The sequence below is a fragment of the Fibrella rubiginis genome (genome assembly GCF_017353185.1).
In the GTDB taxonomy this organism is placed as follows: Bacteria; Bacteroidota; Bacteroidia; order Cytophagales; family Spirosomataceae; genus Fibrella; species Fibrella rubiginis.
Genome location: NZ_JAFMYV010000008.1, coordinates 176,741 through 190,309, shown reverse-complemented (window position 1 = coordinate 190,309; position 13,569 = coordinate 176,741). Strand labels below are relative to the sequence as shown.

Below are 13,569 nucleotides of genomic sequence, written 5' to 3'. Positions count from 1 at the left end.
AAAACGTATGTCTGCCGCCGTAGCGAGTACCGCCACCCTGTTAGCCGACCGGATCAACGCTCTGGAAGAATCATCGACGTTGGGTATGACCAAAATGGCCCGCGAATTAGCCGCGCAGGGTCATAAAGTAATCAGCCTCAGCGTGGGTGAACCCGATTTTAAAACACCTGCTCACATTTGCGAAGCCGCCAAAAAAGCCATCGACGATGGGTTCCACGGCTACAGCCCCGTAGCGGGCTATCCCGACCTGCGCAAAGCCATTGCCGACAAGTTCAACCGCGATAATGGCCTGAACTGGAAAGCCGAAAACGTGGTGGTCTCAACCGGGGCCAAACACTCACTGGCCAACGTGTTGCAGGTGCTCGTAAACCCCGGCGACGAAGTCATTATTTTCTCACCCTACTGGGTTAGTTATTCCGAGATGGTGAAGCTGGCCGAAGGCGTCTCGGTAGTGCTCGACGGGGCGTTTGACAACGACTTCAAAGTCACACCCGAACAGTTTGAAGCCGCCATCACCGAACGAACAAAAGTGGTCATGTTTGCCTCACCCAACAACCCGACCGGGTCGGTGTATACCGAAGCCGAACTCCGGGCTATTGGTGAAGTAGTGGCCCGTCACGAACAGGTGCATGTGCTGGCCGACGAGATTTACGAATACATCAATTTCACGCCCGAAGGTCATTTCAGCATGGGTTCCATGCCCGAAATCGCCGACCGCGTGATCACCGTAAATGGTGTGGCTAAGGGTTTTGCCATGACCGGCTGGCGCATTGGCTTCATCGGCGCGGCCAAATGGATTGCCGACGGCGTAGAGAAACTACAGGGTCAGGTAACGTCGGGCACGAACTCGATTGCCCAGAAAGCGGCTGTAGCGGCGCTGAATGGCACGCTGGAGCCAACTAAAGAAATGGCACAGGCCTATCAGCGTCGCCGCGATCTGGTGGTAAAGATGCTGAAAGAAATTCCCGGTTTCAAAGTGAACGTACCGCAGGGAGCCTTCTACGCTTTCCCCGACATCAGTGCCTACTACGGCAAGTCAGACGGCACCACCACGATCCATAACTCCGACGATTTCGCCAACTGGTTGCTCAACACCCAATACGTCGCCACGGTGGCGGGTTCGGGTTTTGGCGCCCCCAACTGCATCCGTATTTCCACCGCCGCTGCTGATGAGGCACTGGTAGAAGCCGTGGGCCGGATCCGGGAGGCGGTTGCCACGCTGGTGTGAGAGAAGGAAGGGCATTGTAAAATGAAGAATGGATAATGGAATTGCGCAATTCCATTATCCATTCTCCATTTTACATGCCCTTCTCCTTTATCAACGCCTTTTCTCCTTCTGTCAACTCGTCTACGAGCGCATATCGTTTGATTTTCAACGCGGCCATGATGTCAAGAGCATTGACCATGTTTTTGTAAGAAGATGTGGGTAACGGCTTGATAATGAGCACAAGGGAGTCTTTGCCAATGGTTTGTTCCGCCTGCTGTCTTATGCGTTTGATCGCTTGGGAAAGTGAATCAGTTGGCATCGTCAAAAGGGCTTTACTGGCGTTGACTGTTTCAGGAGCTACACGGTCAAGTAAGTAAGTTTGTTTATCGCCCAAATACACCACCAAGGTAGTCTGCGCATTAAGGACAGGTCTAGCTTCATTGCTGTCTGGCACAGTAAGCGTCATTTTTGCTGGCTTGCTTAATGTTATTGACAGAATGAAAAAGCTGACGAGCAGCAAGGCTACACCTATTAAGGTCAGTACAATCCAGATAGGTCGCATACGATTACTGGTTATTCACATGAAAAAAGCCCTGCCAATGTAGCTATTAGCTCACGAGCAGGGCTTAATCTTACAAAAATTTCTTGTTAAGCTACTTGCAAATCGAATAGCTCAGCAGGTAGTTTAATCTTTTCCAATAGCTTCTCTTCCAGCAAATTAGCCCACTCGTTAAGATAGGCTACTACGTCATCGCGGCGGTTGTGTTTCAGAAAGCGTGCTTCAATGGGGAAACGGCGCAGCACTTCGCGGTCGTCCAGCTTTTCTAAATGTTTCAGGTCTTCCAACGAAAGTCCCGCGCCGAGCATCTGGTTAATAATCACGTCGAACGGGAGTTGGCTGGTGTCGCAGTAGTCAGCTACCTGTTCGTTCCAGTCGCCATAACGCTGCATGGCATACTGGTGAATCTGGTCTTTGGTCATCCGGGTCAGTTCCTGAGCCAGATTACCACAATTGCAACTCCCCATGTGGCCCCATTGGTAGGGGGCACCGTCGGCTACTTTGCGGGCCGTACGACGGAGAGCGTCGATTAATTCCGGGGTTGGACGTGCCATTTTTTTGGTTGTTTGTGTGTTTAGTTTTCTGTGTGTTTGTTCGGTTAAATAACAGACAAACCCACAAACAACCAAACACGCTATTGTGCCCTCACAACGCCTTGTTGGGGCTATTTGTTCGACTGTTGAACCGGGTAATCCGCCTATCATATTTTGGTTTAGTTGTCTGAAAGGCAGGGCGTACCTTTGGCCCGAAACACCATCAATCTCTGTGACAAGCTTCTTTTTTCGCGGTATTTTTTGCTGGCTTTCCGGACTACTGCTGCTCAACGTTGGCCTTCTGGCACAACCGCTGCCACCCCCACCGCCCAATCCGCTTAATCATGTTTATTCGGTAGATCAACTGCGTAATGACTTTGCTCTGGTTCGAAAAGCACTCGAAGAAGCCCATCCCGGTTTGTACCGCTACTACCCCCGCGACAGTATCAACCGCTGGTTCGATGCCGCCGCTGCCCGCCTCGACCGGCCCATGACCGAGCTGCAATTTCGCCGTGCCATCGAACCCGCCATCGACCATATTGGCTGCGGCCATACCGACCTTTATGCATCGAAGGCCTTTACGCGGTTTAGGAAACGCAATCCCCTGAAACCGTTTCCCGTTGATGCCATCGTGCTCAACAATAAACTCTACGTGCGTGAAAACCGCAGTACCGACACCACCGTGCGGCGGGGTAACGAGATCGTAAGAATCAATGGCCGGCCGGCGCAGGCAGTGCTGGAACGGATCTACAACTACATCTCGTCTGACGGCTACAACCAGACATTTAAGCCATTTGTCATTAATACGGGCAGTTTTGGTTCCTACTATACGCTGGCGTTCGGAGCCGATTCTGTGGCCCACGAACTGACCCTCCGCGATTCGACCGGAGCCACCCAAACCCTTAGCTTCCGCACCCGCCCCGACCGCATCAAACCCCGCCTCGATTCGCTCGATAAGCGCACCATTCCTGCCAGCCGCCCCAAACGCAAGCCCGCCACCGAAACCAAACCCGATGAACTGCGTTCGTTTGTTTTCTCTGACCGCGACACCACCACGGCAATCATGACCATTACCTCCTTTTCGGGCGGGGGGCAGCGAGGGTTTTTCAAGCAAAGTTTTCACACGCTGGCCGCAAAAAAACGCATCAAAAACCTTATTGTCGACGTCAGGGGCAACCTGGGTGGTAATTCAGGGGCAAGTATCAACCTGGTGTCGTACCTCGTTGGCAAGTCGTTTCAGGCCTATACACAGGTAGATGCACCCGTGCGGCAGGTGTCGTTCAATCAATACCTCGGCTGGAAATTCTGGCGGTTTTTTCTGCGCAACTTCTTTACCCGCCGCACCCCCGAAGGCACATTTCGCCGCACCGGTGAGACGGGTATTATCAAGCCCGTTCGGCGCAATGGTTTTAAGGGACGCGTGTTTGTGCTGACCAACGGTGGCACGTTTTCGGCGGCGGCCATCTTTGCGTCGCTCGCCAAACACAACGCCCCGGACCGTGTGACGGTGGTGGGCCGTGAAACCGGGGGCGGAGAATTTGGCTGTAACGCGTTCACCTCGCCCTACCTGACACTGCCCGAAACCGGAGTTCAACTGCGTTTGCCACTTTACAAAATTGTGCTTGGTATTGAGGGAAAAGACCAGGGTCACGGCGTTATGCCCGACGTGCCCGTTGCTTATACGCTGCCCGCCGTCATGGCGGGGCGTGACCTGGATGTAGAGGTCGTCTATGAGCTGATAAAGCCGAAAGCAGGTAGGTAAAACAATGCCAACCGCTTTTGACTTATAGCTGCATAGCACTCTGCGGCGCACTTCATCATGGATTTTGGCAAGCTAATTAACCTCAACAACGTCACGTTCTCGTTGCCCCCCGGCCACGCCTTCAACGCCCGTATATGGACCGACGTGACCCCCAACAAACGCCCCGACGTATACATTGGTGGGCCAGTCTGGGCCAATAAAGATTACGTGGGAAAAGTGTATCCGGCCACGGCCAAAGAGCGCGATTTTCTGCACCACTATGTCCGGCAGTTCAATACAATTGAACTGAACCTGACGCACTACCAGATCCCTACGGCGGGTATGATTGAGAAGTGGAAAAACGAAGCTGCGGGGGCAGGACATCCGTTTCATTTTTGCCCGAAATTTCCGCAGATCATCAGCCACGAACGGCTGCTGGAAGGAGCCGAAAACCTTACCAATGAGTTCATAAACGCCATTTTTGGGCTGGAAGAATTTCTGGGCATGTCGTTTCTGCAACTGCCGCCCCTGTTCGCACCCAACAAATGGCCTGTGCTGGAACGCTACCTCAGTCACCTCCCCGACGACCTCGACGTGGCTGTTGAGTTTCGGCACCCCGACTGGTTCAAGGCTGCTACCTGGAGCCAAACGCTGGAGAAACTCCGTAACCTGCACCGCCACACAGTCATTACCGACGTGGCTGGTCGGCGCGACGTGTTGCATATGGGCCTCAGCAGCCCCGTGCTGACCCTTCGCTTTATTGCCAACGAAGGCCATCCCACCGACTACACCCGGACGGATGAATGGGTGCAGCGCCTGAAAAAATGGTTTGATAAAGGCCTGCAAACGGCTTACCTCTTCGTACATGGCGGCGGCGACAACGACACTGCTCCGGAGCTGATCCGCTACTGGATCCGGCAACTCAACGAGCACTGCGGTCTGCAGTTAAGCGAGCCCGTTTTGCAGCCACAGGTGGTACAGGGAAGCCTTTTCTAACTACTCTTCCAGCAAATTGCGAAGCTTGGCAGGGTAGGAGAGATAGGCTTTGTTACCCTCTACACGATACGGAAAAAGCTGATACTGACCCTGATAATACCAATAGTATCGGTCTGTGACGGTATAAATTTCGTCAGTGTAGAATGACTGTACCAACTCATGCGAAGCGCCGATGTAGTCGAAAACGGTATCTGTTTCAATGGGGTGTACAAAGGCAACGCCCTTGGCCGGAATGCTCACAACAGCGCCAAACGCCCCAATGGCCTCTTCAATATTCTGGTCTAGCTCAATGGCATAGGCAGCTGCAAAATCGTTGTGAAAGAGGGTGAAAAATGGGAGACGTTCGGCCAGGAGGTAGGCGCTGACGTCTGTTTTTTCACGGGCAATATTGGCCAGGGCTACATCAAAGAGTTGATCAACAGGTTTTTCCCATTCTTCGGCCTCGTTACTGCGCACGTAGTGAAGGGCATCCTGAAAGTCGATGACCAAAAACGTGTAGGTGTCGGGAAAATCCTGCCGGTACACACAGTCCTGCATCACTTCTTTGGCAAAGCCCTTGGGTTTCACCTGCACTTTGAGCAGGGGCGCCGCAAACTCAAAATCTTTGTAGATATACGTTATAGCGGCGCTGTTGATGGGCAGAATTTTCACGTGGTTGAACACGATGGCTTCCCACTCACTTTGGTCAGCGGCCTTGCACTTGCGTAGCAGGTTGTCCAGAAAAAAGAGGGTGGCACCCTGTTGTCCGGCAAACAATATAGAAAGGCTTCCATCGTCATGTATGGCCTCAATGGTACCTTTCAAACTGAGCTGCTCAATGGTTAGCTGAAGAATCTGGTTGTACTCGGCCGGGGTAATCAGCGAGATCAGATGAGCGGGAAGTTGGTAGAGAGGGCTGCTCACAGCAGCACTTTCGGTGGGCTTTTTGCGCTTGAATAGTCCAAACATGGTGGTAACAATATACGAATACTTCTAATTTTACAGTTCGTCAATAAGAAGAAATGGCGCAAAAAGTGTTTTGTATATAAGTTCAAATTCGTAGTGCTGGAATCAACGCCATTTTAGGTCAACCGCCTGTGAGCAGTGCTACAATAACTCTTTAATAAGTTACATGAAAAATGTATTGATTCTCTGCGCTGGCCTGGCCCTGATGTCATCGTGCGCTGCCAGCAAAAAACGGAAGTTGGATCTGATCAACCTGCAGGCTGCGCACGAAAAAACGGTTGCAGACCTCAATAACTGCGACAAAAAGACCGCAGAACTTCAGGCAGCGATCAAAAGTAAAGACGCCGATTTAGCCACCCGCGCCAATCAGATGTCTGATCTTCAAAGCCAGATCGATTATCTGAAAAAGACCAACAACAACCTCCTCGACCGCATGTCGGACCTGTCGGTAGTGAGTAAGCAGGGGGCCGAGAGCATCAAGAAATCTCTGGAGACCCTCAACGAGCAGACCCGCTACGTGAACAATATCAACAGTTCTATCCGTAGCAAAGACTCACTAAACCTGGCGCTGGTGATGAACCTGAAACGTTCGCTGGCCGACATCAACGATCAGGACGTGCAGGTAGAGGTGAAGAAAGGTGTGGTATACGTCTCTATTTCTGATAAACTGCTTTTCAACTCAGGCAAGTTTGACGTGAATCCGCAGGCTGAGGCCGTTTTGGCAAAAGTAGCCAAAGTGGTCAATGATCATAGCGAGCTTGATATTCTGGTGGAAGGCCATACCGATTCGGTGCCTTTCTCGTCGACCAACCTGAAGGATAACTGGGACTTGAGCGTATTGCGGGCAACGGCCGTATCGCGGGTGTTGCAGAATAAATTCGGCGTTAGCCCTGCTCGTCTTACCGCCGGTGGTCGTGGGGAGTTTGTGCCTAAAGATGACAACGGTACCCCCGAAGGTCGCCGCGTAAACCGCCGCACCGAAATCATCCTGACCCCCAAACTGGATCAGTTCTTCAACCTGCTCTCAGCAGGACAGGGAAAATAAAGTAGCATTGTGGTTAAAGTTTAAGGGCCAACCCTGGCTGACGCAAGAGTACCTATGCGTCAGCCAGGGTTGGCCCTCAAACTTTAACCACAATGCTAGCCTTCAACCGCCATACCAAAACCCGACGCGCCGAAGCCATTGCCGTTGTAGAGCATGATCCACTGACCTTTATGGTCGAAGATGTGGCAATAGTCCATCATCTGAGAATCCCACCCTTCCGCTGACCGTTCAATACCGGTTTGTTCGTCTGTCCGTGTCCAGGTAATGCCATCGGCCGATTCAGCACACCCCATGCGGTAGCTTCGTTCCACATCGGTTCGGTAATTGGTGGCTGAGCGGTACGAGAAATACATCCGGTACCTATCGCCGTCTTTAAATACCGTAGGCCGGCCAATGGCGTCGGTGAACTCGTCGTAACCCACACATACTTGCCCCGTACGGTTCCAGTGCATGCCATCGGCCGACTCAGCGTATTTAACGTCGTAGAAGGGTTCCGGGTGGCCGTTGATGACCTCAATCTTGGTACAGGATAAATACCACATCCGCCAGCGGACGGTACCATCGGGCTGAACCTCGCGCATAACACAGGGTTGCGCTACCCACACCTGATCGAAAATATAGCGGTCCAGCAAAGGCCCAGTGAATTTCCGCTCGAAGGTTAGGCCCCCATCGCGGCTGATAGCCAGACCAATACCGAGGCGGTAATGCGTGGTTTCGCTTTTGTTCCAGCCCGTGTAGTAAAGCCAGATTTCGTCCGTACCGTCTTCGGCGGGAACGCGCAAGAACCACGACGGCATCGCGCCCGTTTCGTCGAACATACCGACCGCACCGTGGGTGATGCAGGGCCTGTCATGCACGTAGAGCACATTGGAAAGATCGTTGGCGTCTAACTCGACAAACGACGTAGCCGACTGCACCTTTGCGTCGCGGGTAGCGAAATATACCCTTACCCTGTCTTCAGAAATGGGAAACCCAAACGGCACCTGCGCATGGGTTTGGCTGAACGGCAACGAGCCGTCGGGCTTGTAGATGAGGCCTTTTTTAGTCCACTGCATACTCTTATTGTGCGTACTGCCTATACCACTGCTGAAACACCATCAGTGTCCAGAGCAGTTTTCGGTTGTTTTGTTTGCCGTTGAAGTGGTCCTGCTTCAGTTTCGTCACAAATGCCGGGTCGAAAAGGCCATGCTGTTTGAGCGACGATTCAGAAAGTAGGTCATTGCACAGGCCGCGCAGTTCATGGCGCAACCAGTGCGAAAGCGGGATGCCAAAGCCTTTTTTAGGCCGGTCAATGATGTTTGAGGGCAGTTTGCCGCGCATCAATTCCTTCAGTATGTACTTGCCCGTCAGTCGCTTACGCTTAAAATTATCGGGTAGCGTATTGATAAATTCCACCAGCCGGTAGTCCAGAAAAGGCGCACGCACTTCCAACGAGTTGTACATACTGGCCCGGTCTACTTTCGTCAGAATATCGTCGAGCAGATACGTCTGGTAATAGATATACGACGTCTGGTCGAAGGCGCTCGTGTTGGCCGGCAAATTACGTAAGTGCCTGTCAATTAAGGATAACCCCGTAGGATCGGTAAGTTGATCGCGTACTGCCTGGCTTAGCAAGCCCTGTTTCTGGTTGGGCGAAAAACTGCCCAGCCAAAGCGTGTGGGTGTAAGCCGGGCTTTGCTCGAAACCCTTCAAAAACTGCTTTACCTTGAAATCGAAGCTGATGTTAGTGTCCTTAACGGGCAGCATGTTGGCCGCCTGCCCCGCCATAGCCCGCACTGCGCGTGGCAACCGCTCGAAGTAAGGCCGCGCATAATCAGACTGAAACGTAGGGTAGCCCGCTAGCAGCTCATCAGAGCCGTCGCCACCCAGGGCCACCGTCACCTGTCCGCGAGTAAACTGCGAGAGCAGGTAGGTAGGAATGATGGAGGCATCGGCAAACGGTTCGTCCAGTTTTTCGGTGATGGCGGGCAGCAGATCGAGCGAATCCTGCGCAGTCAGGATTTTTTCGTGGTGATCTGTACCGAGGTGTTTGGCCACCTGCCGGGCGTAATCGGCCTCATCGTACGACTTTTCCTTGAAGCCAATCGAGAACGTTTTCAGCGGAACAGTGCTGTTTTTCTGCGCGTAATAGGCTATGGCTGAGCTGTCTAGCCCGCCGCTCAGAAAAATGCCCAGCGGCACGTCGGCAATGAGGCGGGCGGCCGTGGCATCATTCAGCAGCGCATCGAACTGATCTTTTGCGTCGTTAAAACTAATGTCCTGGTGGTTAAACTCAATTGTCCAGAACGGTTTATTGTCCGTTATTTCGCCGTTTTCGAACGTCAGGTAATGGCCCGGTTCCAGCTTACGGATGCCCTTGAAAATGCTGAACGGCGTAGGCACATACTCAAACGTGAGATAGGCGTTCAGCGCGTCGAGGTCCAGTTCTTTCGAAATCAGCGGATGTTGCAGTAGCGCCTTAGGCTCGGAGCCATAAATCAGCGTTTGGGCCACTACAGCGTAATAAAGGGGTTTTTTACCCATCCGATCCCGCGCCAGCAACGTCCGCTTCCGCTCAAAATCGTGGATGGCAAAGGCAAACATGCCGTTGATTTTGTCGAACAACTTGATACCATGTTCCTGATACAGATACAGGAGCACTTCCGTGTCTGACGTGGTTCTGAAGTGGTAGCGGCCTGTTTTGGCAAGCTCGGCTTTCAGCGGCAGATAGTTATAAATCTCACCGTTGAATACCATCCCGACCTGCCGATCCTCGGTGTAGAACGGCTGATTGGCACCGGAGCTAAGGTCAATGATACTCAGCCGGGCATGACCAAGCCCCACACCGGGCGTGTGATCCCCTCCCTGAAAATCGGGTCCCCGGTGTTGAAGTTTCCTGATCATGCGAAGCAGGTCATCCTCACTACCGCGTCCCGTAAACCCTGCTATTCCACACATAGATTAATGGTAGAGGTAAGAGACAAGATATAAGAGCCAAGAGACTGGTTCTACGACTACGCCTATCGACGTGATTTACTTCTTATCTCCTGCCTCTTATCTCTCGTTTCTTAGCACTACAGATTCATTGTTTCCTTTACACTATACGGCATTTTGTGCTGCGATTCGTAATACGTACGCATCAGAATTTCGGCCATAACGCCCATGAGCACCAGTTGAATGCCTACCACAAAAAACATCGACGCAATGGTGGGCAGTGGCGTTTCAACCAGGTCTTTCTGGCCCGTCAGTTTGAAATAGGCTGCCAAAATCGTGGCTACAAACGTGACCAGAAAGGCCAGAATACCCGCCCCGCCAAAGAAATGGATGGGCCGTTGCATGTACTTTTCCAGAAATTTGATCAGCACCAGGTCCAGCAGTACTTTGTAGGTACGGAAGATGCCGTAGTTGCTTTTGCCAAATTGCCGGGGCTGGTAACTCACCGGCATTTCGGTGACGGTGCCCCCCTGCCAGGCGCAATAGACTGGAATGAAGCGGTGCATTTGTCCGTAGAGCGACACATTTTTGATCACGTCGCGCCGGTATGCTTTCAACGTGCAGCCGTAATCATGCAGATACACGCCCGATATGTAGCTGATGAGTCCGTTGGCCATGCGTGAAGGCAGCTTCCGGGTCAGCTGTTCATTCTCCCAGCGGTTTTGCCGCCAGCCGCTCACCACATCAAACCCTTCGTCGAGTTTACCCAGCAACTTCGGAATGTCGTTTGGGTCATTTTCCAAATCGCTGTCGATCAACACGATAACATCGCCAGAAGCGTATTGGATACCCGCGTTGATGGCGGCCGTTTGGCCGAAATTACGCCGAAAGTTAATGGCCTTCACGCGGGGGTCAACGGCGCAGATCTTTTTAAGCTGTGCATATGAATCGTCCTTCGAGCCGTCGTTGATGGCAATGATTTCGTAGTCATACTGCCCCACGGCTTTAGCGAGGGCATCGAACAGGATAGGTATACTTTTCGACTCGTTGTAGATGGGTAAAACAACGGAGAGGTAGGTCATGACAGGCGGTTGTGGGGCTGGTTTTGGGACAGCCGATTCATCAGAAAAGAGAACGAAGATACAGCCCCTAACACTAAAAACGGGTAAAAAGGGGCCAAATAGCGGGTTTCGGGGTGGCGCAGTGCCAAAGCAAAAACGACCACGGCATAACCCACCATCAGGGGTGGCACAAGGATCAGGCCATTATTTACCAAACGTCCGCGTAGCCCCACAACCAACAGGCCTATTAGTCCAATCACGCCCGGTAACAACACCAGCAGCCAGTGGTAAGCCCTTAAGAACCAGCGTGGCCAGGCGGTTTGAACCATATCATCAAGAAAATGATAGCCCCGCGTACCATTTAAAAAATCAAACGTGTAGCGAGCCAGAGCAATGCCATAATAGACTCCCGGTTTTTCGGCCTTTACCGACGCCGTATAAGCCACCAGCTGCCGACGAATGTCGGCGTGAATAGCACGGCGTTTCAGCGAGTCGGAGGCAGGCAGCAAGTCCATGTCCAGAAACGTTTGCCGCATCACGCGCATCGAATCCTGGTTGAAGCGGCTGGTATACACGTAACTGGGCGGCGGCCCCAGTTTTTCATCGACGTACCAGCGGATAGGGGGCAAGAAGTTATTATCGCCCCAGCCCGAAAACCAGCGTATGCCTGCGTTGGGAAACCAGAACGAGTAATCTTCGCCATAGGTCTCGCAAAAGGCAATCATCGGAAAGTAGTTGGTGGGCCAATAACTTTCGGGATACCAAGGGCTTTTCAGCAGCGGTATCACCGCGTGGTAAGTGCGGTAATTGCGCACCATCCAGGCTGAATCCGCCACTATAAATGGCAATAGTACAAGTGCACAACGTACCAACAACTGCCTAAAGGCCAGATTCTTACGCAACCATTGGTAGCCAAAAACAACCACCGGGATAGCCAGTGTGCCAGCATGAGCTGGTTTTAGAAACACCGAGAAAGCCAGCCAGCACCCCGCGCCCAGTAGCCAGCCCCACTGCCGTGGTTGTGCTTCGAAACAGAGCAGGGCATACAGGAAAAAGATAGATGAGGCCGCCGCCAGACTTTCGGTCAGGATGTAGGCATCGAATACGCTGACGAAGGTGCTGAAGAGGTAGATAAAATAGGCCCAGTAAAAGGCCCGGCGATGCCGAAAAAGCCGTTGCGCCACCAGCCCGAGTACATATACCGAAAAGGCTGAAATGACCAGCTGAAGCAGGATCATGGCGTTGCAGGCATGAACCTGCCCCATGAATAGTCGGAACGCCAGATATACTGCCGAGTAGCCCGGCATCCGGTAGTCTGTGTTAAACCCCTGATGGGCTAGTAAAGAATCAATCGGCGCGAGATAAGTCATCATATCGCCGTTGCTTTGACCCCAGAAACCGTCCAGGTTGTGGTAATAAGCGCGGCTTAGATACCAGGCAAAAAACGCGCCCTTTACCACCAGCGCCAGCAACAGCCAGCCAACTGGATAGCGGATAGGTTTGGGCGCAGCTACCTGATTCATAGCGACTTGGCTTCGTGCCAGGCAATAAACCGGCGCAATCCTTCGCGCAGAGAAACGGTGGGTTGATACTGAAGCAGACGGGTGGCTTTGGCCACATCGGCAAAGGTGCGCTCCACGTCGCCGGGTTGTTTGGGGAGGTACTCGATGTTGGGCGTTTTACCCATCAGGTCATACAGCGTATCAACCAGCGTCTGCAGGCTCACGGGGCTGCTATTGCCCAGGTTAATGATTTCGTAGGTGTTGGGGTGCGCCGCTACGTAGTCATGCGCCGCCAGAATACCCGTCACAATGTCGCCCACGTAGGTATAGTCGCGGGAGGTATCGCCGGTGCCGTACATCGTTACGGGCTGGTCGGCGGCAATCATGCGCACAAATTTATTGATGGCCAGGTCGGGCCGTTGGCGTTCACCAAAAACGGTGAAAAAGCGCAGGTTCACCACGCTCATCTGGTAGAGGTGGTGGTAATTATACGTCAGCAATTCGCCCGCCCGCTTCGTAAACGCATAGGGCGAGATGGGTTGCTCAACAGCATCATTTTCGCTGAACGGCACCTTCGGATTGTTGCCGTATACCGATGATGATGAGGCAAATACCAGCTTACCAACGCCCTGCCCTTGCATCCAGGCCAGTAGGTTGTTGGTGCCAACAATGTTGGTCTGCACATAAGCGGCGGGTGCTTCAATAGAAGATCGAACCCCCGCTTTGGCGGCTATATGGATGACCGAATCAACAGGACCAACTACCTGCGATTGCCAGTCAAGGCCCTGAATGTCAGCTTCAATGAAGTGAAACTGACCATGACCCAACACATTCGATAGATTTTCTTCTTTAAGCGTTCGGTCGTAAAATGGATCGAAGTTATCAATGCCAATTACGCGGTAGCCACGCTGAAGGAGTTGTTCGGTGAGGTGACTGCCAATAAACCCCGCGCAGCCCGTAACAAGTACTGAGGAAGCCGTGTGCATTTTGGTTGCCGTTCAAGGTTCAATGTCTAAAGTCTAAGATTAACTGATGCACGAATACTTGTGTCAGCTAACCTTAGACTT

The 13,569-nt window shown here is 52.5% G+C and carries 12 protein-coding genes; 4 read left to right on the top strand and 8 right to left on the bottom strand.

What is annotated here, in order from left to right; translation table 11 throughout:
- Positions 1-7 precede the first annotated feature (7 nt).
- Positions 8-1,228 (top strand): pyridoxal phosphate-dependent aminotransferase, encoded by a 1,221-nt coding sequence (locus J2I47_RS16465; protein ID WP_207365679.1) that lies wholly within the window; start codon positions 8-10, stop codon positions 1,226-1,228.
- Between the two features lie 70 nt (positions 1,229-1,298).
- Here J2I47_RS16465 and J2I47_RS16460 read toward each other — a convergent pair whose 3' ends face one another.
- Both J2I47_RS16460 and J2I47_RS16455 read right to left on the bottom strand, forming a co-directional pair.
- Positions 1,299-1,769: an ExbD/TolR family protein gene (locus J2I47_RS16460; RefSeq protein WP_207365678.1), complete on the bottom strand. Its 471-nt coding sequence runs from the start codon at positions 1,767-1,769 to the stop codon at positions 1,299-1,301.
- An 86-nt stretch (positions 1,770-1,855) separates the two neighbouring features.
- Positions 1,856-2,320 carry a hypothetical protein gene (locus tag J2I47_RS16455; protein WP_207365677.1) on the bottom strand — a complete coding sequence of 155 codons (465 nt, stop codon included), beginning with the start codon at positions 2,318-2,320 and terminating at the stop codon, positions 1,856-1,858.
- Positions 2,321-2,531: 211 nt separating this feature from the next.
- Between J2I47_RS16455 and J2I47_RS26890 the strand changes: the two genes are divergently transcribed.
- Positions 2,532-4,061: a S41 family peptidase gene (locus J2I47_RS26890; protein WP_207365676.1), complete on the top strand. Its 1,530-nt coding sequence runs from the start codon at positions 2,532-2,534 to the stop codon at positions 4,059-4,061.
- A 57-nt stretch (positions 4,062-4,118) separates the two neighbouring features.
- Positions 4,119-5,036, top strand: a complete 918-nt coding sequence (locus J2I47_RS16445) for a DUF72 domain-containing protein (protein ID WP_207365675.1) — start codon at positions 4,119-4,121, stop codon at positions 5,034-5,036.
- On the opposite strand, the gene J2I47_RS16440 is transcribed toward J2I47_RS16445, so the two are convergent.
- Positions 5,037-5,984, bottom strand: coding sequence for a DUF1444 domain-containing protein (locus J2I47_RS16440; RefSeq protein WP_207365674.1), 948 nt, complete (start codon positions 5,982-5,984; stop codon positions 5,037-5,039).
- A 163-nt stretch (positions 5,985-6,147) separates the two neighbouring features.
- On the opposite strand from J2I47_RS16440, the gene J2I47_RS16435 reads away from it, so the two are divergent.
- A complete protein-coding gene (locus J2I47_RS16435) occupies positions 6,148-7,026 on the top strand; it encodes an OmpA/MotB family protein (RefSeq protein WP_207365673.1) in 879 nt (292 codons plus the stop codon).
- Positions 7,027-7,121: 95 nt separating this feature from the next.
- On the opposite strand, the gene J2I47_RS16430 is transcribed toward J2I47_RS16435, so the two are convergent.
- The 5 genes from J2I47_RS16430 to J2I47_RS16410 all read right to left on the bottom strand — a co-directional run bounded on the left by J2I47_RS16430 (position 7,122) and on the right by J2I47_RS16410 (position 13,488).
- On the bottom strand, positions 7,122-8,081 hold the full coding sequence (locus J2I47_RS16430; RefSeq protein ID WP_207365672.1) for a glycoside hydrolase family protein: 960 nt from the start codon (positions 8,079-8,081) through the stop codon (positions 7,122-7,124).
- Positions 8,082-8,085: 4 nt separating this feature from the next.
- Positions 8,086-9,963, bottom strand: coding sequence for an asparagine synthase (glutamine-hydrolyzing) (asnB, locus tag J2I47_RS16425; RefSeq protein WP_207365671.1), 1,878 nt, complete (start codon positions 9,961-9,963; stop codon positions 8,086-8,088).
- Positions 9,964-10,079: 116 nt separating this feature from the next.
- A complete protein-coding gene (locus J2I47_RS16420) occupies positions 10,080-11,021 on the bottom strand; it encodes a glycosyltransferase family 2 protein (protein WP_207365670.1) in 942 nt (313 codons plus the stop codon).
- Entirely contained in the window at positions 11,018-12,523 is a 1,506-nt protein-coding gene (locus J2I47_RS16415; RefSeq protein WP_207365669.1) for a glycosyltransferase family protein, read from the bottom strand. The genes J2I47_RS16420 and J2I47_RS16415 overlap by 4 nt, the downstream gene beginning before the upstream one ends.
- Complete coding sequence (locus J2I47_RS16410; RefSeq protein WP_207365668.1) at positions 12,520-13,488, bottom strand: GDP-mannose 4,6-dehydratase; 969 nt, start codon at positions 13,486-13,488, stop codon at positions 12,520-12,522. The genes J2I47_RS16415 and J2I47_RS16410 overlap by 4 nt, the downstream gene beginning before the upstream one ends.
- Between the last annotated feature and the right edge of the window lie 81 nt (positions 13,489-13,569).

What these genes read in the sequence shown, in the direction of transcription:
- J2I47_RS16465 (WP_207365679.1), top strand. Translation starts at nt 8, where the DNA reads ATGTCTGCCGCCGTAGCGAGTACCGCCACCCTGTTAGCCGACCGGATC.
- J2I47_RS16460 (WP_207365678.1), bottom strand. Translation starts at nt 1,769, where the DNA reads ATGCGACCTATCTGGATTGTACTGACCTTAATAGGTGTAGCCTTGCTG.
- J2I47_RS16455 (WP_207365677.1), bottom strand. Translation starts at nt 2,320, where the DNA reads ATGGCACGTCCAACCCCGGAATTAATCGACGCTCTCCGTCGTACGGCC.
- J2I47_RS16445 (WP_207365675.1), top strand. Translation starts at nt 4,119, where the DNA reads ATGGATTTTGGCAAGCTAATTAACCTCAACAACGTCACGTTCTCGTTG.
- J2I47_RS16440 (WP_207365674.1), bottom strand. Translation starts at nt 5,984, where the DNA reads ATGTTTGGACTATTCAAGCGCAAAAAGCCCACCGAAAGTGCTGCTGTG.
- J2I47_RS16435 (WP_207365673.1), top strand. Translation starts at nt 6,148, where the DNA reads ATGAAAAATGTATTGATTCTCTGCGCTGGCCTGGCCCTGATGTCATCG.
- J2I47_RS16430 (WP_207365672.1), bottom strand. Translation starts at nt 8,081, where the DNA reads ATGCAGTGGACTAAAAAAGGCCTCATCTACAAGCCCGACGGCTCGTTG.
- asnB (WP_207365671.1), bottom strand. Translation starts at nt 9,963, where the DNA reads ATGTGTGGAATAGCAGGGTTTACGGGACGCGGTAGTGAGGATGACCTG.
- J2I47_RS16420 (WP_207365670.1), bottom strand. Translation starts at nt 11,021, where the DNA reads ATGACCTACCTCTCCGTTGTTTTACCCATCTACAACGAGTCGAAAAGT.
- J2I47_RS16415 (WP_207365669.1), bottom strand. Translation starts at nt 12,523, where the DNA reads ATGAATCAGGTAGCTGCGCCCAAACCTATCCGCTATCCAGTTGGCTGG.
- J2I47_RS16410 (WP_207365668.1), bottom strand. Translation starts at nt 13,488, where the DNA reads ATGCACACGGCTTCCTCAGTACTTGTTACGGGCTGCGCGGGGTTTATT.